Here is a 21,788-nt window from a genome sequence, read left to right as displayed (position 1 = left end):
GCCCGCGCTTCGGAGCTGCTCGCCCGCCCGTGCGCCCGCACCCCGGGGGCCGCCCGCGCCCCGGGGCTGTCCGCGCCACGGGGTCCCCTGCCCCCGCCCGCCCCGCAGGTCACCCCGTACGCGCGACCCGCTTGGCGATCTTCTGTGCGTCCAGGGCCATTTCGCGGAACATGCCGCTGATCGGGTTGGTGAACCCCGTGAAGTACAGGCCGGGGGCCTGCTTCGGTGTGCGGCCGCCGTGCGCCACGGGGCGGCCCCGTCCGTCCAGCACCCCGAGATGGCCGACCAGCGGCTCCAGGGCGCGCAGGTAGCCGGTCGCGGCGATCACCGCGTCCGGGGTGATCCGGGTGCCGTCCGCCAGGACCACCGCGTCCTCGTCGAACGACTCGACGGCGGCCACCGGCACCACCCGGCCACCCTTCACCGCGTCGATCAGGCCCACGTCCTGGACCGGGATCGCCCCGTCCCTGACGCGGGAGTACAGGCCCGTGTCCGGGCGGGGCAGTCCCTGCGCCGCGAGGTCGGGCACCGCGACGCGCGCCATCAGGCCGCCCGCCCGGTCGACGAGCGCGACGGGCAGCCGGCGCACCAGGATGCCCGTCGCCTGTGCGGGCCAGCCCGCCGTGGAGCGGCGCACGATGTGCGGAACGGTGCGTACCGCGAGCCGTACGCGGGACGCGCCGCCCTCCACCAGGTCGACGGCTATCTCCGCCCCCGTGTTGCCGACGCCCACGACGAGGACGTCCCGGCCGGCGTACGGGGCCGGGTTGCGGTAGGCGGAGGCGTGCAGCAGCTCGCCCGTGAAGGTGTCGCGCCCGGACCAGTCGGGGATCCGCGGGGTGTGGTTGTAGCCGGTGGCCACGACCACGGCACGGCCGGTCAGTTCACGCCCGCCGGTCGCGGTCAGCCGCCATCCGGTGCCGTCGGCGGCCGGGTCGATGCGGGAGACCTCGACGCCCGTCACCACTTCCAGCGCGTGGTGTTCGACGTACTTCTCCAGGTAGCGCACCACGTCGTCCCGGGAGACCCAGCGGCCGAATCTGCGCGGCATGGGCAGTCCCGGCAGGGCGGACCAGCGCCGGGTGGTGTGCAGGTGCAGCCGGTCGTAGTGGCGCCGCCAGGACGCGCCGACGTCCGCGGACTTCTCCAGGACCACCGCCCGGACGCCCTGCTCGCGCAGGGCCGCGGCGGCGGCCAGGCCGCCCGGGCCGCCGCCGATGACGTAGACGGGGCGGTCCTCGGTGATGTCGGTGGGGGCCGGGGTGCTGCCGTCACCGCTGGTAACTGTGCTGTCGGACATGGTTCGGAGCGTAACCGCGCGCCTCATTGATGGGTCTCGGTCAAGACCGGAATCGATTGCGAATTGATCACGGGTGCGCGCCTCTTGCGCGGGACGCCGCCATCAGGTGAACTGACGTACCGTCAGATCTAGCGAACGGGAGGCCCCATGCGGACGATCTGGCTCGACGGAGCCCAGTGGCTCGCCGTGCTCCGGACAGGCCTCGGCCTGTGGTGGCTGGAGAGCTGGCGCCACAAGGACAAGAAGGGCTGGTTCGAACGCGGCACCGGCATCGCCTGGGCATCCGACGTCGCCGGCAAGCACCGCTGGCCGGTGGTCAGGACCGGCTTCGAGAAGGTCGTCGCGCCCCGGCCGAAGGCCATGGCCTACCTCGTCGTCTACGCGGAACTGGCCCTGGGACTAGGCCTGGTGACCGGATTCCTGACCCCGGTCGCGCTCGTCGCCGGACTGCTGCTCAACCTGCTCTACCTGGTGCTGATGATCCACGACTGGGCCGAGCAGGGACAGAACGCGATGATGGCCCTCGTCTCGCTGGTCGCCCTGTTCGCCATGTCCTGGCAGACCTGGTCCCTCGACAACGCTCTCGGACTGTTCCTGTGAGCGGCCCGACGGCGTCCCCCCGCTCCGACCTCCCGGAGCCCGACGCGTTCACCCGCCCCTACTGGGACGCCGCCGCCGAGGGGCACCTGCTGCTGCGGTGCTGCCGCGCCTGCGACCGGACGCACCACTACCCGCGCGAGTTCTGCCCGCACTGCTGGAGCGAGGACGTCGACTGGGTGCGGGCGAGCGGCCGGGCCACGCTCTACACCTGGTCCGTCGTCCACCGCAACGACCTGCCGCCGTTCGGCACCCGTGTCCCGTACGTCGCCGCGGTCGTCGATCTCGCGGAGGGGCCGCGGATGATGACGGAGGTCGTGGAGTGCGAGGAGAGCGCGCTCGCCATCGGGATGGAGCTGCGGGTGACGTTCCGGCGGGAGGAGGGCCGGGAAGCCGTGGCGGTCTTCCGTCCCTGAACGCCCTGAACGCCCTGAACGGGGCGCGGCGCGGGGGGACTCCGTCCCGCCCACCGGGACGGAGCGCCGCCCGGCCGGCCCGGACCGGGTGGGATGCGTACCGCTGGTCCGGTTGCCCCGACTGCTGGGAGTACACGCATGTCACTCGAAGGACGCGTCGCGATCGTCACCGGCGCCGGGGACGGAATCGGCGCCGCCGTGGCCCGGCGGTTCGCCGCCGAGGGAGCCAGGGTCCTGGTCGCGGAGCTGAACGAGGAGACGGGACGCGCCACGGCCGAGGAGATCGGCGGCCGCTTCGTGCGCACGGACGTCAGTGATCGGGCGCAGGTGCTGGCGATGGTCGACACGGCCGTACGGGAATGGGGCGGCGTCGACATCCTGGTCAACAACGCCTGGGGAGCGGGCGATGTCGGCCGGGTCGAGAACAAGACCGACGCGATGCTGGCCCGTGGACTGGGCGTCGGCTTCTACGGGCCGTTCTGGGCGATGCAGGCGGCGTTCACGCACATGAAGGCGCGGGGATGGGGCCGGGTCATCAACATGTGCAGCCTCAACGGCGTGAACGCCCACATGGGGACCCTGGAGTACAACGCCGCCAAGGAGGCCCTGCGCACCCTGACCCGGACCGCCGCCCGTGAGTGGGCCCCCACCGGGGTCGTGGTCAACGCGATCTGCCCGGGCGCCAAGAGCGCTGCCTTCCGGCGGATGATGAGCGAGCATCCCGAACTGGAGGGGCAGGCCGACGCCACGAATCCCATGGGGCGGATCGGTGACCCCGACCGGGACATCGCCCCGGTCGCCGCGTTCCTCGCCGGCGAGGGCGCGCGCTACGTCACCGGCAACACGCTCTTCGTCGACGGCGGGTCGCACATCAACGGGGTCGCCTGGGCCCCGGACCTGCCGTGACCGGCCTTCGCGGGAGGGACCCGGGCGCCGGGCGCCATCCGTGCGGTGTCAGGCTGGTGTTCCTTGATCCGCACAGCCGCGAGGGAACCACCGCATGAGCACCGGCAGCTATTACGAGCGCATCGACGAACACAGCTTCAAGCCGACCGCCCACGCGAGCGGTGCGTGGAGCACGGACGAGGTGCACTTCAGCCCGCTCGGCGGCCTCATCACCCACGCCATCGACCGGCACCTGGCCGACCGGCCGGGCGAGCCGCTCCTGCTGTCCCGGATCAGCTTCGACATCCTCGGCCGGCTCGCGCTCGACACCTGCGAGATCCGGGTCGAGACCGTCCGGCCCGGCCGCACCATCGAACTGGTCGAAGCCGTCGCCCTCATCGGGGACCGCCCCGTCGTCCGCGCCCGGGCCTGGTGCCTCGCCGCGGGAGACACCGGAGCCGTCGCCGGTGGCGGGGACGACCGGCTCACCTCTCCCGACGGACTCGCGCCCTGGCCCATGGGCGAGCTCTGGCCGGGCGGCTACATCGCCTCGATCGACGTCCGTCCGCTCGGGAAGCCCCTGCCGGGCCGCGCGACCGCCTGGATCTCCACGCCACTCGACCTCGTCGCGGGCGAACCCGTCGGCCCGATCGCGTCGTACGTCGCGCTCGTCGACACCGCCAACGGCATCGCCGTACGCGAGCAGCCGACCGCCTGGATGTTCCCGAACGTCGACCTGACCATCCATCTGCACCGCCGGCCCGAGGGCGACTGGACGGGGCTGGACACCACGGTCGTCTTCGGCCCCACGGGCCAGGGCATCACCAGCACCGTCCTGCACGACATCCACGGCCCCGTCGGCCGGGCCGAGCAGATCCTCACCGTCCGGCCGGTGTAGCGCGACGCACGACCGGACTCGGCGCGGCCGGGCGGATCCTCACCGTCCGGCCGGTGCAGCGCTGCGTACCACCGGACTCAGCGCGACAACTCCTGTCGCTGCTTGCGGCGTTCCCGGAAGTTGGGGTGCCGGATCTGGACCCTTCCCATGCCGCAGGTGCCTGTGATCCGCAGTATCGGGGTGCCGGGCACGCGCTCGCCCGAGGTCTTGTTCTTCAGGCGGCCGAACGAGAGATCCACCGCGTCCGTGTCCGCCGTCCAGCCCACCGGGACCACGAGCACCACCTTGGCCATGCCCGCGTTCACGTCCACCTCTACTTCGCGCAGCCGGCACTCGGCCCGGCTGAAGTCGAGGCGTACGCCGCCCAGGCCGCCGTGAGCGAGAATCCGCGGTGGCACCTTCCAGCGGCCGGTCCTCTCGGCCCCTTGGACGCCGCCCTTCACGGTCATCGGCTCGCCCGGTTCGGGCTCGGCCGGTCCCAGGTCGTCGGTGAGCGGTACGAGTTCGCCACGGGTCTTGGCCGAGAGGGCCAGCCCGAGCCGGGAGTCCAGCTCCTCGAGATCGATGCGCCCCTCGGCCGCCGCCTCCCGCAGCTGTTCCACGACCGCTTCGCGATCGGCGTCGGAGGCGCGCATACGGCCGGCGGACCGGGAGGGTTCAGCAGTCATGCAGGCGATGATACGGACGCCGTGGGACGAGTCCAGAGCTCGCGGTCCGGCACCGCTCAGCGCCGGGTGCGCTCCAGCCACGGGCCGAACTCACTGTCCAGGACCAGCCGTCCGAGCTTGCGGTACTCGGCGAGTACGGCCGAGACGAGCTGGTCCGTGTCCAGGGGACGGCCCGACTCCGCGGCCTGGTAGGCGGCGGTGACCGCGCAGGCACGGATGGAGCCGCCCGCCAGCTCGAAGCGCTCCGCGCAGGTCCGCAGGTCGAGGTCCGGGGCGCGGGGTATCTCCGTGCCCAGACAGCGTTCCCACAGGGCGAGGCGCTGCTCCGCGTCCGGTACGGGGAAGTCGGCGACCACGTCGAGGCGGCGGGTGAACGCCTCGTCGAGGTTGGCCCGCAGATTGGTGGTGAGTACGGCGATGCCGTCGAAGGACTCGATCCGCTGGAGGAGGTAGGCCGACTCCACGTTGGCGTGCCGGTCCTGGGCGTCCTTGACCTGCGAGCGCTTCCCGAAGACGGCGTCGGCCTCGTCGAACAGCAGCACCGCGTTGACGTCCGACGCCTCGACGAAGATCCGCTCCAGGTTCTTCTCGGTCTCGCCGATGTACTTGTCCACCACGGAGGACAGGTCCACGACGTAGAGCTCCATGCCCAGATCCGCCGCGACCACCTCCGCCGACATGGTCTTGCCCGTCCCGGACTCGCCGGCGAACAGCGCGACGATGCCGCGGCCCCGGCCGCCTCCCGGCCGCATGCGCCACCGGCCGAGCACCTGCTCGCGATGGCGTGCGCGCAGCGCCAGGTCGGACAGCTGGCGGCGGGTCGACGCGGGCAGCACGAGGTCGTCCCAGCCGACCGTCGGCTCGATGCGGCGGGCGAGCCGTGCCAGCCCCGCCCCGTTCTGGGCCCGGACGGCGGTGCGCAGGTCCCGGGCCTCCACGGGGCGTCCCTCCAGCCCGGCCAGCCGGGTGGCGACGGCGGCGGCCCTGCGGATCTGGCCGGAGTCGAGGCGGTAGGCGCGGGTGGCGTCGACGAGGCGCGCGTCGGCCGCCGCCGTGCCGGCGGCGAGGCCCGCCCGGGCTCCGGCGCCGGTGAGCGCCCGGCGCCACCGCCGTGCCGCGTCCGCCGGGTCCGGAGGCGGGACCGGGACCGCCACGGGGCTCTCGGCGGCCCACAGCGGGTCCCAGTGCTTCTTCCCGTACATGACCAGCGGGGAGCCGCCGCCGACCGCCTCGCAGAGCCCGTCGATCAGGGCGGCGCCCTTGGGCTGTTCGGGGACGAGCGTCTCCAGCGGCCCGAGGACGAGACCGCCACCGGCCAGCCGTGCCTCGGTCGCCAGGATCCGCGCGGTCCGTACCGGCTCCGGGGCGGCGGCCAGCGCGGCGGCGTCCACCACCAGCGGGCGGAGCCCGGCCGTGAGGAGGGCGTCCGCCGCGAGCCGGCCGGGGTCGCCGCCCCGGTCCAGCAGATGCACCAGGCCGCTGCCGGTGCCCAGCGCCGCCGCGACCCGCAGCGTCGTCGGACACGGGTCCGGTTCCTCCTGCGGTCCGGCGAGGCGGACGAGGCCGTGCAGCCTGCCGTCCACCGTGTCGTCGCCGAGCAGATGGGCGGTGACCCGGTCCGGTACGCGCAGTACCCGCGAGAGCAGCGGGCGTTCGGCCTCCAGTACCTCCACCAGGCCGGACGCGACCAGCGGGGCGGACGGGGCGAAGCGGAAGCGGCCGGGACCCGCGGCGGGCAGTCCGCAGAGTTCGAGGGCCAGGCCGGTCGTCGCGCGCCGCCGGGTGAGGTCGTCGTTGAGGTAGCCGTACAGCCGCTCGAACCGCGCGTCGATGTCCGGGGCCATCGCCACCAGCAGCAGATCGAGGTCCGGCGCGACCAGTCCGAAACGCCGCGCGAGAGCGGCGATCCGGCCCCCGGCCGGGGAGTCGGAGGAAGCAGGCGAGGACGAGGAGGCGGCGGAGGCCACGGAGGCCGTCCCGGCGTCGGGGCCGTAGGCAGGGACCGGCAGGAACGCGTCGCGGGAGTCCAGGATGCGCTCGGCCGCCGCGGGGGTCAGATACTGCCCCCGGTACGGGTCGTTCGGTTCCGGGTCGGTCTCCTGGCGCAGCGCGACCGCCTGCCGTACCCGCCGCTCGATGTCACCCAGCCGGGCCCAGAGTTCCTCGATGTCCGTCTGCGGGGTGCCGCCCTGCTCCGGGACGGCCGGGGCCCGGTACGCCGTGGTCAACGGACCGGACCTCCTCGCCTGCGCCGGCCCGGCGGGAGCTGCCGTTCACGTTCCGCGGCGAAGCCCTGCCCGCGGGGCTCGGCCGCCCCGTCGTAGCGCAGCCGCCGCCCCGGTTCCGTCGCCCCGCCGTCGGCCCCGGGCACCGTGCGGACCAGCAGGCCCTCGGTGACCGGCGGACCCGCGGCCACCACTTCTCCGCCGAGCGGCGCCCACACCCGCAGGTCGATCGCGGCCTTGAGTTCTCCGCCGAGCGCGGACCACACGTCAACGGTGGAGGGCCGGTCGCCGGAACCCGCCGACGCCGCCTCCATCTCCACCGTCATCCCGAGCTCCGCCAGGCTGCCCGTGAGCATCCGGGCGGGCAGGACGTCCGTACGGATCAGGCAGCGCAACACCTCGGAGAGCAAGCGGTGTTCGTCCTGCGGGCGGTTGGTCCACGCCGTCAGCAGATAGGTCAGCTCGAACCAGCGCGGCGGGGTGCGCCGCCCCGTGACCACGCCCTCGTCGTCGTACTCCTCGCTCGTACCGGTACGGCGGCGGGTGGCGTCCTCACGGATGCCGTAGAGGAAGACGCTGACCGTGGGGGCGTTGCGCCGCGCGGACCAGTCCTTGGTCGGGGCGTCGAAGACCAGGTCGACGCCGCTCTCCTGGAGACCGGCGTCGACCAGCAACAGCCGCAGTCCCTCGTCGACTTCGTGGATCACCTGCGTCCCACCTCGTCCGGCGGGACGATGGTGCCGCTGACCACCAGGAACTCGGTGGTGACCGGGCTGAAACCCGGACCGGACGCGGTGATGGTGCGTGGCCCCGTGCGGTCCTTCACCAGGATCAGCAACTGCGCGATGAACGTGCCGTCACCGCCCGGGCGGGCCGGCGGCGCGGTCGCCGTGATCCCCGGCTTCCAGGTGAGCTTCACCGGAACGCCGGGCGGGAAGTCCTTGCCGCGCACGGACGTGACGAACCCCGGCTTGCCGACCTCGGGCACCGAGACGATGCGCGGCTGGAGGATGCGCAGCGGGATCCGGGAGACGTTGTCGCCGCGGTCGGCGTCGGTGCCGGTCGTGGTCAGCGTCCCGGTGACGCGGGCCCGCAGCGCCCGGTCCGGCGCGAGCACCACCCGCAGGACGGACGACGCGCCCGGCGCCAGGTCGGGAAGCGCGCAGACCCCGTTGGCGCAGCCGGCCGGGAGGGTGGCCACCGGAATGCCCGCGGGCAGCCCGAGACGGAGCCGCAGGCCGGTGGCGAGCGCGTTCTTCCCGTTGCGCACGGTGTACGTCACCACGACCCGGCCGCCCACGTACCCGGGGCTGGGCTGGGCCCGCACGACGACGCCGGGGCCCGCCTCGGGCTCGGGCGGCAGCGGGACGGGCGGCTGCGCGGGGGGCTGCTGGGCGGGCGGAGAGGTGTGCGGCGGGGCCGGCGTGGGCGCCGAGGGCGTCGGGTCGGGCAGCTGGGGGACGTCGCGGACCCGGACGTCGGTCCCGGTGGCGTTGTCCGTGGGGTTCTGATCGACGACGGCTCCGCCGACGGACCAGCCGATCTGCCAGGGACCCGTCGTCACGCCCGTCAGCTCCGCGGTGACCTCCACCTTGTCGCCGGGCGCGAGCACACCGAGATCACAGCTCGGCGAACCGGCGGCGCAGGGACCGGCCGGAGTGGTGAGCTGCTCCAGGCGTACGCCCGGCGGGACGTCGGCGACGAACGTGGTGCCGGGGGACGGGGCCGGGCCGCGGTTGGTGACGGTGACCGTCAACGTCACCGGGGAACCCTCCTCCACGGAAGGCGCGACGGGCGGTGCGGTCAGGGTCAGGTCGACCGACTGCTGGAAGGCGGGCTCCTTCTGGCGGCCCGGAAGCTTCGCGGTCAGCGCGGTCAGCGTGCCGGTGGCGAGGTCGAGTTCGGACAGCTGCTCGGGCGAGTTCGGCGCGATGTCCCGGCGGTGGCTCAGCACCAGCCGCCGGGCGTCCGGTGACCAGGCCACGTCACGCGGCTGGTAGGGCCCGGTCGCCATGACGTCCGGGATCTGCTCGCCGCACGCCGCGGGGTCCTCGCGCCGATCGGACGGCAGCACGACCCGGCAGCCGGAGCCGTCGGGCGCGATGACGACGACGCTCGCCCGGTGGTTGATCTGATCGGCGCGGTCCTTGCGGTTGAAGGCGACGGACCTGCCGTCGGGGGAGAACGCGGGGCTGTCGTCGATCACCTTGCACTCGCCGGGGCAGCCGAAGCCGCTGAGGTCCTGCTGCTGGTCGAGATCGCCCACCGGTGCGGTCCAGACGTGCTTGATCCCGCCGAGGCCCCGGATCACCTGGTTGCGCGTGAAGGCGAGGGTCTTGCCGTCCGAGGACCAGGCGGGCTGGGCGTCGGCGCCGTCCACCTCTCCCGCCGGCGGCACCACCCTGTCGATGATCTTCTGCGTGGCGACGTCGGCGATCAGTACCTGGCTGGGGCCCGCCGCGTCACCGACGCCTCCCGGAGAGGTCCGGGTGAACGCCATCTTCGTACCGTCCGGCGAGAAGGAGGGGTCGGTGTCCCAGTCGCCGGGCCCCCGCTCGTCCAGGTCCATCGCCGCCGCGTGCGTCCCGTCGGTGTCGGCCAGCCAGATCCGCTGGACCCGCACGCCGCCGACGTCCTCGAAACGGGTCACGGCGATGTGCCGGCCGTCCGGTGTGTAGGTCTGCCGCTCGGTCCAGGGATCGAAGCCCTCGGAAGGGTGGAACAGCGGATCGACGGCGGGGTCGTTGCTGGTGTTGGTCAGGGCCTTCGGGTCCTCGCGCAACACGTCGAGCCGGAGGTCCCGGGGGTCGGAGCCGTCCTGCCGCATGTCCTGGAGCGTGACGAGGTCCGGTTCGACGGTGGTCCTGCGGGTGACGACCACCGTCCAGGTCCCCGCCTGCACGAGCACGGCCGGCGACTCCACCTTCCGGTCCTCGGAGAGCTCCATCGCGGGAACGGGGTCGTCGAGCGAGCCGGCCCGGTACACGTGGTCGTAGACGGAGCATCCGCAGTCCGTGTTGGGGCTGAGGAAGACCAGGCCGTTCCCGTCCGGAAGCCAGGCGGCCGAGCGGGTGCCCCAGCCGGCGAAGTCGCCGGTCAGCAGCGGGCGTCGGGTGCCCGGGCCGTTGGTGACCCGCAGCCGGTTGCCGGTGTCGGTGCCCGACTCGGGTTCCTGGTGCAGGGTGTACACGAGGAGGTTCCGGTGGGCGGCGTCCTTCACCGGGTTCCACTCCGGCTCGCTCGCGTCGCCCTCCGCCGGATCGCTGAGGCAGGTCACCGTCCCGCCGGACACGTCCCGTTCGTAGATCTGCGTGCCCCGCTCCGGGCCGCCGTCGCTCGCGTACGCGATGCGGGTGCCGTCCGGCGAGAGCGTCGGGTGGGTCTCGTTCGCGGGTGTGTCCGTCAGCCGCTGCGGTTCCCCAATGCCGTCGACGCCGATCGACCAGAGGTCACGCTGCGACGCCTCCCCGGCCCCCGGTCCGGCCGAGTCGAACACCACGGTCAGCCCGTCGGCGGAGAGTTCGGGATGTGCGGCGTCGTAGCCGGTGGTGAGCCGGCGTACGGAGCCGTCCGCCCCGCGCAGGTACACCTGGGGCTTCGCCTCGTCGCGCAGGCTCGTGAAGACCAGCGCGCCGCCGCGTCCGAACGCGTCCTGGTCGTAGTGGGCGGGACCGGAGCCGAACAGGTCCGCGCTGGCCGTCTCGGAGGAACGAGTCCCGAGACTTCGGTGTCCGGTACCGGCGAAGGCGATCCTTCCGGTGTCCGCAGGCGCCGCGTCCGAGGCTGCGGCCGCCGGTGTGGCGCCCTGCGGGACGGACACGGAACCCGCCACCAGCAGCGGGGCCAGCAACACCACGACACCGCTCAGCCGGCGCAACCGGGAACGGCGTGCCGGGCCAGCAGGACCGCCCACGGTCCACCTCACAGTCTGGTCGATGGTTCTCCAGCTCGAGCATCGCGCGTGCGGGGGACGGCGGACAGGGGCCGGAGTACCCGGCGTGGGGGAAGACCCGGTGCCCTTTCCGGCCGTGGTCCCTGACGCGACCACGCGGACACGGCCTAATACGCATCCGTCTCGTTGTTCCACCGGTGACTGGCCCTCGACGTCACATCCTGGACGTCCTTGACGAACAGCTGGAACAGCACCTGGGTCGCCTCGGTCTCCGATCCGAGGCTGAGACTGAAGTCGCCGTGGCTCTCCAGCTTCACGCCGATGCGCCCGGTGAGGTTGCCCTCGCCGCCCGAACCCGACTCGAACGGGCTGTTCTCGCCGTGGATCCTGCGCAGGGAGTCGGGGGTGCCGGTGTTCCCGGACAGGGCCATGTACTCCGGAGTGAACAGCTTCCGGTGGGCGCCGGGCTTGAGCGTGAACTCGATGACGCGGGTCGCCGGACCGCCGAGGACCCTGCCGTTCGCGGCCTTGGGTCCCGTCTCGACGTGCTGGTCGTGGTTGCGCCGGTAGTACTCGTAGGCCTGGTCCATGTCGCCGAGGTGCTTCTTGACCGGCATGGCCCCGACGGTGGATCCGGGAAGGTTCTTGTCCCGGTGGAAGTCCTGGGTGATCTCCGATTCGCTGCGGTCCTGATGGCTTTCCAGCCACGCCTCGGTGCCCCGGTGCTTGCCGGCGCCCTTCCACTCCATGATCGCGTCGGCCTCCTCGACGGTCATCGTGCGGAAGAGCCGCAGCTCCTTCTCCTGCGGGCCCGTGTTGCGCAGGTCCTTCAGGAGCTTCTTCGCCACGCCCTTGAGGACCGCGGGGAGTTCCCGTCTCGACCCCGACGCCTTGGGAGCCACGGCGGGGCGGTCCCCGGCCTGCTCCTGCCAGTACCTGTGGGTCCAGACGTCCTGGATGTTCTCCGGATCCTGGACCACGCGCTGTACGGCCCCGGCCCGCACGGAGCGCTGTGCCGTGTCCGGCCCGGGCGCCTGCGGGACGGCGGCCCGGCCGGACAGGGCCCGGCGCGCGTTCGCCTCGGCCTCGCGCTCGAAGCGGTCGGCGGGGTCGGAGACCCGCAGCCCGCTGCCGTCGTCCGTCCCGGCGACCGGTCCCCGGCGCTGCTGGATGACGTGGGTGAGCTCATGGGCGAGCGTGTGCCGGTCGCCTCCGCCGTCGCCGATCACCACGTGGTCGCCGGAGGTGTAGGCGCGGGCCCCGATCTCGGCGGCCGAGCGCCGGGCGGCGGCGTCGTCGTGGACGCGGACCGCGGAGAAGTCCGCGCCCAGGCGGGACTCCATGTCGGCGCGGGTGGCCTCGTCCAGGGGCCGGCCGCCGGAGCGCAGCACCTCGGGCACGGCGGAACGCTGCACCGGAGCCTGCCCGGGCCGCACGTGGGCTTCGCCGGCACCGTGCAGCGGGGGCTCGGCCGCGTGCGTACCGGGGTGTCCCGACTGCCGCAGCATCTGGACGACGTCGGCGTTGCCGGCGCCGCGCAGCAGGGCGAGCCGTACGGGGGAGGGCGGGCTCGCGGCGCTCGTCGCCGGAGCCGTCACGGCCGGGCGTACCGGACCGCGCGCCTCGCCGGCCTCGGGCGACTTGCCGGGGTTGTGCGTACGCATGGGGAGCACGCCTCTCTGCTCTCTGCGGGCCGATCGGACACCTGTTCCTGGATACCCCGGCGGGGGCGGGGCGGTGAAGGGCGACGGGTGCACAGAACGCTGCCCTTCGGGTCCCCGCGGGACGGCCGCCCGCGGTCGTGGAACCCGGTGCGGCCCGCCCCGCGGAGCACGGGGCCCCGCGGGGGCAACGCCCGTTGCCCCCGGGGCCCGTTGCCGGGGACTCCCGGGGACTCCTCCCCCGGGGAGCTCCCCCGGCGAGCGGCCCTCAGATGAGGCCGTGCCGCATGGCGTAGCCCACCGCGTGGGCCCGGTTGCGCAGTTCGAGCCGGGCCGCCACCTCGTGGAGCACGTTCTTGACGGTCCGTTCGGAGTACGAGGTCTTCTGGGCGATCTCCGCGGTGCCGTAGCCCTCCGACACCAGCCTGATCATCTCCGCCTCCCGTGCCGTGAGGGTGGAGAGCGAGAGCCCCCGGGGGTCCAGGACCGTGCGGTGAAGGCTGCTGACGTGGTCGAGGAGCTTCCCGAGCAGGTCGCCCGGCAGGACTCCTTCGCCCTTCGCGATCGCCGTGACCAGATGGACGAGCCGGTCCTGGTCGGCCTCGCCGCGCCGCAGCACGGCGGCGACCCCGTACTCGATCAGGGTCTGCAGCGCCCCCGTCTCGAAGAAGCCGACGACGAGCCCGGTGCGGGTGGCGGTGTTGCGCTGGAGGCGGTGCAGGAGCTGGACGGTGGGCTCGTTCACCATGTCCACCACTACTAAGGAGACCTGGGCCCGGTCGGCCTCCTCTTCGGATATCAGCTCTATCTCCGGCCGCATGCGCAACTGGTGCACCATGCCGGTCTGCAGGATCAGGTCCTCCGCGTACACGGCCACGGAGACCCTGCCCCCCCGGGGCGACGCCTGCGTGCCCTCCGTGCGCTGCTCCGGCACGGAGGGGCCGCGGCTGCGGCCGGCCCCCGGCACGGTCGGCGTCACTTCTTTCGTGATCATGGTCATGTGCTCGTCTTCCTCAGCTACTTCCGCGAGTTCCCCGATAGGTGGTGGTGCCGGTTTCCGGTAAGTCGGTTGTCGTGCACGTTCCTCCCGGGCACGGACCGGGAGACCTGGCACGCGGGCAGGGTGCGAGGAGACGGCGCGGGTGTTCCGCCGGGGCACCGGCCCTGCCCGCACGTTGCCCTCCCGCCTCTGCTGCGGGGAGCGGGGCGCGGCCTAACGTCGCAGGGTGACCACATCTGCCGAATTCGACATATCCACGGTGACGGTGTCGCCCGGCGCCGAGGCGACGACCACGCTGACCGTGCGCAACGACGGCGACATCGTCGAGGCGTACACCCTCGACGTGGTCGGCGACTGTGCGGCGTGGACGACGGTCGAACCGGCGCGGGTCTCCCTCTACCCGGGCACCTCCGAGACCGTGACGGTGCGGCTCGCGCCGCCCCGGTCCCATGAGGTCGCGGCGGGCGAAGTCCCGCTGGGTGTACGCGTCCTGCCGGCGGAGCATCCCGAATCGGTGGCCGTTCCCGAGGCGACGGTGGTGGTCGAGCCGTTCCGCGAACTGCGGGCGAGGCTGGAGCCGGGCCGGCGCCGCGGCTGGCTGGGCGCCCGGTTCCGGGCCTCGGTGCAGAACCGTGGGAACGCTCCCGTCGACGTCGTACTGACCGGTAAGCAGGAGGGCGAGGAACTCCGCCTCGCCTTCACACCGGAGCGTCTGAGCCTGAAGCCGGGCGAGTCCGCCGAGTCGGGCCTGCGGGTGCGGGCCCGGAAGCTGATCTGGTTCGGCGCCCCGGCCACCTGGCCGTTCGAGGTCCGGGTCGCGGAGGGCCAGGGCGCGCAGGCGGGGGCCGAGCAGGAGGACGACCGGCCCGGCCGGCCGGAGCCCCTGCCCGGTGAGTTCGCGCAACTCCCGCTGCTGCCCAAGTGGTTGCTGATCGTGCTCGCGGCTCTGCTCGCCCTGCTGGTGGCGTGGTTCGCGCTGGTGCGTCCCGCCGTCCGCTCCACCGCGAAGGAGGCGGGGGCCGCGGCGGCCCAGGAGGAGAACAAGGAGCGGCCGCAGGGCGGTGCGGCGACCGGTGGCGCCACGGGCGGCGGCGACCCGGCCGGCGGGCAGGGCCAGAAGCAGGGGGAGAGCGCCGGAACGGGGACGGACGGCACGGGCGGCGGTACGGGCGGCTCGGGTTCGACGGGCGGCGGCGGGGCCAACGCCCAGCAGAGCTCCCAGACCATCGACGTGCAGACGGACGCCGGAACCGAGAAGGACGGCACCTATCCGGTTCCGGTAGGAAAGGTCTTCGGCGTCACCGACATCGTGGTGGCGAACTTCCAGGGAGACGAAGGGGTGCTGACCATCTCCTTCGGTGAGCGGAAGATCACCACCATTGCTCTGGAGACGTTCCGCAACCAGGACTATCACTGGGTCACCCCCATCCGGATCCAACAGAATGACAAGGTCACCGTTTCGGTGACCTGTTCCAAACCCGGGACTCCGGCGACCGGTAAGCAGGCCTCCAAGTGCCACCAAGTACTCAATGTCAGTGGTGTGCTGAGCGATTTCACGCCGTAGGAACGATAGCGCCGGATTCCTGCCCTTCCGTTCCGGGAGCGTGAACAAACAGGGTCCCTGCCAGCGAAAACCTCGCCATGGCGGCGCGCCGGGGTGTGGCCCTGAACACATCCTTCCGGATCGGGAACCGAAGGGAATGGGCGTTCCCCGGCCGGAGGTTGACGGTCCTTCGGCCGTCGATTCCCGGGCCTTTGCCGGTGCCGGCATCCGCTCGGACCGCGGATCCCCTGCTCACCGGAGCGGACCGGGATCTCCGAGGCCCTGAACGGCCGGGGGAATATGCCCGGTTCGGGCCCCGGAGGCCGCTAGTTTCTGGCTGAAACCAACCCTCGCGACGCAGGTGCGGACACAGGATTCCGGGCGAAATATTTCGGTCGCGGAATGTGAGAAGCGTCGCCTTCCGGGATCTCCTCCCGGGGCTTCCGCTTGCCTCCCGGGTCCTCCGCGGCCTCCGCGGGCGTCCGGGGTGCCCGGGAAGGCAGCCGCCCTGCCCCGGGGCCAGGACTTTGAGGCCTACATCCCGCAGACACCCCCGGGCAAGACTGAACACGCGAACGACTGACCAGCCGAAGGAGCGAGCATGCCGTCGTACCTCACCCCAGGTGTATACGTGGAGGAGGTGCAGTCCGGAGCACGGCCCATCGAGGGAGTCGGCACCGCGGTCGCCGCCTTCGTCGGGTTCGCGGAGACGGGCCCCTTCCACCGGCCCACGCTGGTGACGAGCTGGGACCAGTACGTATCGGCCTTCGGCACCTTCACGCCCGACACCTACCTGACGCTCGCCGTCCACGGCTACTTCAGCAACGGCGGCGGCGCGGCGTACATCGTGCGCATCGGCGGCCCGGCCGAGGACGCGCCGCAGGGCTCCGCGCCCGCGGCGGTCCCGCCCGTCGCCCTCGGCGGCTTCCTGTTCTCCGCCCGGCCGGGCGCCGGCGACGGCCTCTCCATCGAGGTCGCCGACCCCGAGGGCGAGAACCCTCCGGAGGACCGCTTCCGGCTGCTGGTACGGCAGGGCGGCAAGACGGTGGAGACGTACGACACCTCCGTACGCAAGAACGTCAAGGGCTACCTGGTCACCCAGGCCCGTCAGTCCAAGCTCGTCGAGGTCACCGAACAGCCCGGTACGGCGCAGTCGCGCCCCGAGAACCAGAGCCTCTCCCTCTCGCCCGCCGCCCCGGCCGCCGGGGGCACCGTCCGGCCCGGTCCGAGCGAGTACGTGGGCGACGCGTCGGCCCGTACGGGCATCGCGGCCCTGGAGGCGATCGACGAGATCACCATGGTCGCGGTCCCGGACCTGATGAGTGCCCACCGTCGCGGCGACATTGACGACGAGGGCGTCAGGGCCGTGCAGTTGGCCCTCATCGCGCACTGCGAGCAGATGGGCGACCGGGTCGCCGTCCTGGACACCCCGCCCGGGATGAACGCCCAGCGCGTGCGCACCTGGCGCAACGACGACGCCGGATACGACTCGCGCTACGCGACCGTGTACTACCCCTGGCTCAAGGTCCTCGACCCGGCCACCGGCCAGCAGACCCTGATCCCGCCCAGCGGCCACGTCGCCGGTGTCTGGGCGCGCAGCGACGGCGAGCGCGGGGTGCACAAGGCGCCCGCCAACGAGGTCATCCGCGGGGCGCTGGACCTGGAACTGCGCCTGAGCAAGGGCGAGCAGGACCTGCTCAACCCGATCGGCGTCAACTGTGTCCGCGCCTTCCCCGGCCGCGGCATCCGCATCTGGGGCGCGCGCACGCTCTCGTCCGACCCCGCCTGGCGCTACCTCAACGTGCGCCGCCTCTTCAACTACCTGGAGGAGTCCATCCTCCTGGGCACCCAGTGGGTCGTCTTCGAGCCGAACGACGACCGCCTCTGGTCGAGCATCCGGCGCAACGTCACCGCCTTCCTCACCGAGGAATGGCGCCGGGGCGCGCTCTTCGGCCGGACGGCGGAGGAGGCGTTCTACGTCAAGTGCGACCGGGACAACAACCCGCAGGAGTCCATCGACCTCGGCCAGGTCGTGTGCGAGATCGGCGTCGCCCCGGTGAAGCCCGCGGAGTTCGTGATCTTCCGCCTGGCGCAGTTCTCCGACAGCACCAGCCTCGTCGACGAGTGACCCGCACCCGCCGTCCCCGGCGTGGAGCGACCCCCGCAGGCAACGAACAGAACAGGTGACACACAGTCATGGCAGAGGGCGATGCTCTTTCCACCCACGTCTTCGGCGTGCAGCTCGGCGGCTATCTCGTGGAGTCGATCCAGGAGATCAGCGGGCTGACCGTCGAGGAAGAAGTCGTCGAGGTCCGCCAGGTGACCGCCGAGGGCAAGCAGATCATCCGCAAGCAGCCCGGCGCGCGCCAGGCCGGCGAGGTGACGATCACCCGCGGGCTCGACAAGAGCAGCGAGTTCACCAAGTGGATCAAGGAGACGCTCAACAACGGAGCCGTCGACACCGCACGCCAGAACCTCACCATCGAGATCAAGGACTCGAAGGGTGAGACCGTCCGCCGCATCCAGCTGATGCAGGGCTGGGCCAGCAAGTGGGAGGGCCCCTCGCTGAAGGCCGGCGAGTCCAGCGCGGCGACGGAGACGGTCACCATCACCTTCGAGGAGATCGTGGTCGAATGAGGCGCAGGACCGTTTCAGGCGGCGGCCTCGACGAGGTCCTCGACAGCCTCGCCGCCGCACCCGCCCCGCGCGAGGAGGCCGCGACGCCTCCTCCCGCCCGGGAGCGGGACCGTCAGGACCTGCGTACGGAGTTCGAGTTCGAGCTCCCGCGCGGATACGTCGACGACGAGGGCCAGGTCCACCGGAGCGGCTCGATGCGGCTCGCGACGGCACGGGACGAGCTGCGCCCGCAGATCGACCTGCGGGTCAAGGAGAACCCCGCGTACCTGAGCGTGGTGCTGCTCAGCCAGGTCATCACCCGGCTCGGCACGGTCACCGACGTGCACGCCGGGGTGGTCGAGCGGATGTACGCCACCGACGTGGCGTTCCTCCAGGACTTCTACCGCCGCATCAACAGCGAGGGCCACACCCACGCCGCGGTGACGTGCCCGCTGTGCCACGGGTCGTTCGAGGTGGACCTCTCGGGTGAACGCCTGGGGGAATCGTGACGTACGCGCCTGCCCGGCTGCGGGAGGAGCTCGCGTACATCGCCTACCACTTCCACTGGCAGCGTGAGGACATCCTCGACCTCACCCATGGTGAGCGGCAGGAGTGGGTGAGGGAGATAGCGCGGATCAACACCCGCGTCAACGAGAGCGGGTGAGGGCGTGGAGTTCAGGGACTGGTTCCGCAGGGGAGACCGGCGGCAGGCCGGCGCCCCTGTCCCCGCGGAGCCCGGCGACGGCACCCCGGCCGAAGGGCCGGGCCCGTCGGAGGCCGACGGCCGGCCGGTGAGCCGGGAGGCGGACTGGGACGGCGGCTGGCGGCGGGTCGCGCCTCCCGCCGTGACCGTCGCCCGGTCCTCGATCGGGGTGAGCGACGGACTGCGCTTCAGGTCCCGGCTCGCCTCGTGGCAGAACATCGCGTACGGGGGCGAGCTCGGCCACGCCGTCCTGCCGTCCGCACCGGTGGGCCTCATCCACGGTGTCACGCGGCCGGGCACCGCCCGCCCGACCACCGGCGGAGCACCCCTCCTCCTTCGCGCCGCCGCCGTCCAGCCGGATCCCGAGCCGACGCCGGAGCCCGGGCGGCCCACGTCGTCCGCCGCCCCCGGCCGGGCGCCCGGCGCCGGGCGGCGGCGCAGCGGACAGCCCGGATCCGGGCCCGGTCCGCGTGCCGCGACCGTCCGGGCCGAGCCGAACCCCGCTCCCGTGGTCCCGGCCGCGGCGGCTCCCGTGGCCGATGTCCAGCGGTCCACCGCTCCGGCGACCCGGGCCGCCCCGGGCGGAACGGCACCGGTCACCGCCCCCGCACCCGTCACGCGGCCCGCCCCGGTCCGCCCGCGCCGCACCGCGCCGGCGCTGATCGTCGCCCGCAGGCCGGTGGCGGCTCCGCGCCGTCTCGCGGCCTTCGTGACGCCCGGAACCACCGTGCCGGGCACGCCCGTTGACGGGGCCGCCGGAAGCGGTGGGCCGGACAGCGCTGCCGGGCGAACCGCCGGCCCCGGCGGGCCCGGCAGCAGCCCTGTCCAGCGATCCGCCGGGCCCGGTGCGACGGGAACCCGCCGTGCGGAGCCCGGGGAGCGCCTGCCCGCCGCCCCGCCGGAGCGCGCCGCGGACCTGCCGCCCGCGCCTCCCGTACGGCCCGCCCTGGGCAAGCCCCTGCGGGAACTGCCCACGCATGCGGCCCCTTTCGACCTGCCCGGCCGGAGCGAGGCCTCGGGACCCGCGACACCACAGGGCCCTGCCCTGCCCGTGGTCCAGCGGCAGGCGGAGGACACGGCCACGCCCGCGACCGCTTCCCGTGCGACCGCCTCGCCCACCACTGCTTCCCCCGCTCACCCGGCGCCCTCGGCGGAGCGGCCCCGGCCGTCGGCCGAACGCCGATCGGCTGATCGTCAGGCGGCGGAACGCCCGGGTGCCGAACGCCTGCGCCCGGCTCCCGGAACGGCCCCGGCGCCCGGTCCCGCCGCCACCCGGGCCGAGGCCCCCGCGCCTCCCGGCCCCGCGCCCACCGTCCAGCCCGCACCACTCGTGCGCCCCGCGCACCGGACGGCGGCGCCCGCGCCCCGGGGCCCGGGTTCGCAGGCCCGTACCCGGGGCGGGCTCGGCGCGCCCCTCTCCTCGCTGCCGCCGACCGCCGGTTCCGCGCCCGACGCCCCGCTGCTGGGCGACGCCCGCCGGACGCGGCCCGGAACCACGGGCCCGCTGCCGGACGGAGCACCCAGAGGGCTGCCGCCGACCCCCGCGCCCACGCCGCAGGCGCCCGCCGCAATGCCCCTGCGAGCCCCGGCCGACCCCGGTACGGCACCGGCCACGCCGTCCGCGCAGCCGGCAGCGGTCCCACGCACCGCCGACGCCACCCACACGGCCGCGGGCCCTGTCCGTACGTCCGTGAGCACCACCCCCCACACGGGCACGAGCACCGCTCCTCCTGCGTCCGCGAGCAGCGCCACCGCCCCCGCACCCGTGCTCGCCCCGGTCCGCGTCCGCCGGATCGGCCCGCGGGGCCGACAGGGACAGACGCAGGGGCCCGCGACGGGAGGAGGCCGTGCACCCGTCGCGGTCCAGCGGTCGCGCGCCCTGCTCGCCCGGCGGACCCTGACCGTGAGCACGGGAGCGGCCGAGGGCTTCTCGGCCCCCGTGCCGGCCACCGCCACCCGGCCCGTCGTGGCGGCGACCTGGCGGCGGGATGCCCAGCGCCCGGACCCGGCCGGGCCGCCGTCGTCGTCGGCTTCGGACGGTCCCGGCGCGCGCCCGGAGGCGCGCCGGGCCACCACCCCGGCGCCCACCCCGGCCACCGCGCCCGGCCGCGCCACCGTCCAGCGATCCGCCGCAGGCGCCCCGCAGACCGGGACCCCGCGAGGCACCGCCCCGGCGGTGCGCCGATCCACCCGCACGCCCCAACCCCCGCCCCCCGCCGGGCAGTCCACTCCACATACCCCATCCACCCCATCCACTCCACGCACCCCGTCCGCCCCGTCCCCCGTCCCGGTCGTGCGTCCGCATCCGCCCGGGTCGGCCCGGTCCGGGGGCGTCGCCGTGCCGGTGCAGCGGCTCCAGCTGCCGGTGGTACCCGAGACCGGCGCACCCGCCACCGGACCGGTTCCGCCCGGCGACGCCCCGTCCGCAGGACCGCCGGCGCTCACCGTGCGCGCCACACGCCCGGTAGCCGAGCGGCCCGGCGCGGCCCAGGGCGCCGGTGTCCCGGCGAGTCCCGCGCCCCGGAGCCCTGCCCCCGGCGGCCGAGCCACGGGCTCCCGGGCGCAGGCGGTCCAGCGGGCGGTGGCCGAGGCGGGGCTCTCCGGAGTGCCCGTGCGGGTGGTCCAGACGAAGCCCGCCCGTACCGCCGCCTCCGCGGACCCCTCCGCAGCCGGGCCGCACGCGTCCGGCACGCCGCAGCCGGACGAGACCACCGGCGTGGACATCGAGGAGCTCGCCCGCCGGCTGCTCGACCCGGTCAGCAGGCTGCTCCGGGCCGACCTGCGCAGAGGACGGGAGCGCACCGGACGGCCGTACGACGGCCGCCGCTGACACCGCGGCCCCGCGACTCCCCGCCCGCCCCGCCACCACCCCACGGACCGCAGAGAAGAAGAGAAGCGCACATGACGGACAACATCTTCGCGACGAGCGTGTTCTTCAAACTCGCCATCGGGGGAAGCGACCTGGGCGCCTTCCACACCTGCTCGGGGCTGGGCGCCGAGGTGGAGCTGGAGCAGTACGCCGAGGGCGGCAACAACGGCTTCACGTGGCAGCTGCCGGGGCGGATCACCTGGACCAACATCACGCTGACCCGGCCCGTCACCGCCGACACCCTGAAGATCGCGCGCTGGCTGAACGAGACGACCCAGCGGGTGGAGCGCAAGGACGGCGAGATCGTCGCGCTCCGGCCGGACCTCAGCCGGATCATCAGCTGGCAGATCCAGGGCATCGTGCCCGTGCGCTGGCAGGGTCCGTCCTTCGACCCGTCCAGTTCCGAGGCGGCGATCGAGACCCTGGAGATCGCGCACGAGGGCCTGGTGCCGTCCTGATGGCCCGCCCCCTCACCCGAGTTGACGACAGAGACGAGCAGGAAGGAGGGACCCCGT

18 protein-coding genes are annotated in these 21,788 nt (G+C 73.6%); 11 read left to right on the top strand and 7 right to left on the bottom strand.

Annotation, left to right across the window (positions count from 1 at the left end; genetic code table 11):
• Positions 1-109 precede the first annotated feature (109 nt).
• Positions 110-1,300 (bottom strand): flavin-containing monooxygenase, encoded by a 1,191-nt coding sequence (locus ACIQMX_RS05110; protein ID WP_402475018.1) that lies wholly within the window; start codon positions 1,298-1,300, stop codon positions 110-112.
• Between the two features lie 147 nt (positions 1,301-1,447).
• Here ACIQMX_RS05110 and ACIQMX_RS05105 point away from each other — a divergent pair, with 147 nt between their 5' ends.
• From ACIQMX_RS05105 to ACIQMX_RS05090, 4 genes are all read left to right on the top strand, one after another.
• Positions 1,448-1,900: a DoxX family membrane protein gene (locus ACIQMX_RS05105; RefSeq protein ID WP_363071228.1), complete on the top strand. Its 453-nt coding sequence runs from the start codon at positions 1,448-1,450 to the stop codon at positions 1,898-1,900.
• Complete coding sequence (locus ACIQMX_RS05100; RefSeq protein WP_402475014.1) at positions 1,897-2,313, top strand: Zn-ribbon domain-containing OB-fold protein; 417 nt, start codon at positions 1,897-1,899, stop codon at positions 2,311-2,313. The genes ACIQMX_RS05105 and ACIQMX_RS05100 overlap by 4 nt, the downstream gene beginning before the upstream one ends.
• Positions 2,314-2,451: 138 nt before the next feature.
• Positions 2,452-3,219 (top strand): SDR family oxidoreductase, encoded by a 768-nt coding sequence (locus tag ACIQMX_RS05095; RefSeq protein ID WP_363071232.1) that lies wholly within the window; start codon positions 2,452-2,454, stop codon positions 3,217-3,219.
• 94 nt (positions 3,220-3,313) lie between these two features.
• Positions 3,314-4,096, top strand: a complete 783-nt coding sequence (locus ACIQMX_RS05090) for a thioesterase family protein (RefSeq protein ID WP_363071234.1) — start codon at positions 3,314-3,316, stop codon at positions 4,094-4,096.
• A 77-nt stretch (positions 4,097-4,173) separates the two neighbouring features.
• Here ACIQMX_RS05090 and ACIQMX_RS05085 read toward each other — a convergent pair whose 3' ends face one another.
• The 6 genes from ACIQMX_RS05085 to ACIQMX_RS05060 all read right to left on the bottom strand — a co-directional run bounded on the left by ACIQMX_RS05085 (position 4,174) and on the right by ACIQMX_RS05060 (position 13,542).
• Positions 4,174-4,764: a DUF1707 domain-containing protein gene (locus tag ACIQMX_RS05085; RefSeq protein ID WP_363071236.1), complete on the bottom strand. Its 591-nt coding sequence runs from the start codon at positions 4,762-4,764 to the stop codon at positions 4,174-4,176.
• Positions 4,765-4,820: 56 nt separating this feature from the next.
• Complete coding sequence (locus tag ACIQMX_RS05080; RefSeq protein ID WP_402475011.1) at positions 4,821-6,992, bottom strand: ATP-binding protein; 2,172 nt, start codon at positions 6,990-6,992, stop codon at positions 4,821-4,823.
• Positions 6,989-7,696, bottom strand: a complete 708-nt coding sequence (locus ACIQMX_RS05075; protein ID WP_402475009.1) for a DUF4255 domain-containing protein — start codon at positions 7,694-7,696, stop codon at positions 6,989-6,991. Before ACIQMX_RS05075 ends, ACIQMX_RS05080 begins: the two co-directional genes overlap by 4 nt.
• Positions 7,693-10,902, bottom strand: coding sequence for a hypothetical protein (locus ACIQMX_RS05070; RefSeq protein ID WP_402475007.1), 3,210 nt, complete (start codon positions 10,900-10,902; stop codon positions 7,693-7,695). Before ACIQMX_RS05070 ends, ACIQMX_RS05075 begins: the two co-directional genes overlap by 4 nt.
• 146 nt (positions 10,903-11,048) lie before the next feature.
• Positions 11,049-12,545 carry a DUF4157 domain-containing protein gene (locus ACIQMX_RS05065; protein WP_402475004.1) on the bottom strand — a complete coding sequence of 499 codons (1,497 nt, stop codon included), beginning with the start codon at positions 12,543-12,545 and terminating at the stop codon, positions 11,049-11,051.
• Positions 12,546-12,810: 265 nt separating this feature from the next.
• A complete protein-coding gene (locus ACIQMX_RS05060; protein WP_402475002.1) occupies positions 12,811-13,542 on the bottom strand; it encodes a response regulator transcription factor in 732 nt (243 codons plus the stop codon).
• A gap of 250 nt (positions 13,543-13,792) precedes the next feature.
• On the opposite strand from ACIQMX_RS05060, the gene ACIQMX_RS05055 reads away from it, so the two are divergent.
• The 7 genes from ACIQMX_RS05055 (at position 13,793) to ACIQMX_RS05025 (ending at position 21,731) form a co-directional block, all read left to right on the top strand.
• Positions 13,793-15,106: a hydrolytic protein gene (locus tag ACIQMX_RS05055; protein ID WP_402475603.1), complete on the top strand. Its 1,314-nt coding sequence runs from the start codon at positions 13,793-13,795 to the stop codon at positions 15,104-15,106.
• A 580-nt stretch (positions 15,107-15,686) separates the two neighbouring features.
• The gene (locus ACIQMX_RS05050) at positions 15,687-17,213 is read left to right on the top strand and encodes a phage tail sheath family protein (protein ID WP_402474999.1); all 1,527 of its coding nucleotides are present in this window, start codon (positions 15,687-15,689) and stop codon (positions 17,211-17,213) included.
• A 68-nt stretch (positions 17,214-17,281) separates the two neighbouring features.
• Positions 17,282-17,722 carry a phage tail protein gene (locus ACIQMX_RS05045; protein ID WP_124720830.1) on the top strand — a complete coding sequence of 147 codons (441 nt, stop codon included), beginning with the start codon at positions 17,282-17,284 and terminating at the stop codon, positions 17,720-17,722.
• Positions 17,719-18,210 (top strand): hypothetical protein, encoded by a 492-nt coding sequence (locus tag ACIQMX_RS05040; RefSeq protein ID WP_363071250.1) that lies wholly within the window; start codon positions 17,719-17,721, stop codon positions 18,208-18,210. Before ACIQMX_RS05045 ends, ACIQMX_RS05040 begins: the two co-directional genes overlap by 4 nt.
• Positions 18,207-18,365, top strand: coding sequence for a DUF6760 family protein (locus tag ACIQMX_RS05035; RefSeq protein ID WP_359131925.1), 159 nt, complete (start codon positions 18,207-18,209; stop codon positions 18,363-18,365). The genes ACIQMX_RS05040 and ACIQMX_RS05035 overlap by 4 nt, the downstream gene beginning before the upstream one ends.
• A gap of 4 nt (positions 18,366-18,369) precedes the next feature.
• Positions 18,370-21,234, top strand: a complete 2,865-nt coding sequence (locus tag ACIQMX_RS05030) for a hypothetical protein (RefSeq protein ID WP_402474994.1) — start codon at positions 18,370-18,372, stop codon at positions 21,232-21,234.
• Between the two features lie 71 nt (positions 21,235-21,305).
• Positions 21,306-21,731, top strand: coding sequence for a phage tail protein (locus ACIQMX_RS05025; RefSeq protein WP_148017400.1), 426 nt, complete (start codon positions 21,306-21,308; stop codon positions 21,729-21,731).
• Positions 21,732-21,788: the final 57 nt, after the last annotated feature.

The organism is Streptomyces sp. NPDC091416 (genome assembly GCF_044756845.1).
Taxonomy (GTDB): Bacteria; Actinomycetota; Actinomycetes; order Streptomycetales; family Streptomycetaceae; genus Streptomyces.
The sequence above is the reverse complement of the archived record's forward strand: the minus strand, read 5'-3'. Positions and strand labels throughout refer to the sequence as shown.

Excerpts from the sequence above, each read along its gene's own strand:
- ACIQMX_RS05110 (WP_402475018.1), bottom strand. The coding sequence starts at position 1,300 with ATGTCCGACAGCACAGTTACCAGCGGTGACGGCAGCACCCCGGCCCCC.
- ACIQMX_RS05105 (WP_363071228.1), top strand. The coding sequence starts at position 1,448 with ATGCGGACGATCTGGCTCGACGGAGCCCAGTGGCTCGCCGTGCTCCGG.
- ACIQMX_RS05095 (WP_363071232.1), top strand. The coding sequence starts at position 2,452 with ATGTCACTCGAAGGACGCGTCGCGATCGTCACCGGCGCCGGGGACGGA.
- ACIQMX_RS05090 (WP_363071234.1), top strand. The coding sequence starts at position 3,314 with ATGAGCACCGGCAGCTATTACGAGCGCATCGACGAACACAGCTTCAAG.
- ACIQMX_RS05085 (WP_363071236.1), bottom strand. The coding sequence starts at position 4,764 with ATGACTGCTGAACCCTCCCGGTCCGCCGGCCGTATGCGCGCCTCCGAC.
- ACIQMX_RS05065 (WP_402475004.1), bottom strand. The coding sequence starts at position 12,545 with ATGCGTACGCACAACCCCGGCAAGTCGCCCGAGGCCGGCGAGGCGCGC.
- ACIQMX_RS05060 (WP_402475002.1), bottom strand. The coding sequence starts at position 13,542 with ATGACCATGATCACGAAAGAAGTGACGCCGACCGTGCCGGGGGCCGGC.
- ACIQMX_RS05050 (WP_402474999.1), top strand. The coding sequence starts at position 15,687 with ATGCCGTCGTACCTCACCCCAGGTGTATACGTGGAGGAGGTGCAGTCC.
- ACIQMX_RS05045 (WP_124720830.1), top strand. The coding sequence starts at position 17,282 with ATGGCAGAGGGCGATGCTCTTTCCACCCACGTCTTCGGCGTGCAGCTC.
- ACIQMX_RS05040 (WP_363071250.1), top strand. The coding sequence starts at position 17,719 with ATGAGGCGCAGGACCGTTTCAGGCGGCGGCCTCGACGAGGTCCTCGAC.
- ACIQMX_RS05025 (WP_148017400.1), top strand. The coding sequence starts at position 21,306 with ATGACGGACAACATCTTCGCGACGAGCGTGTTCTTCAAACTCGCCATC.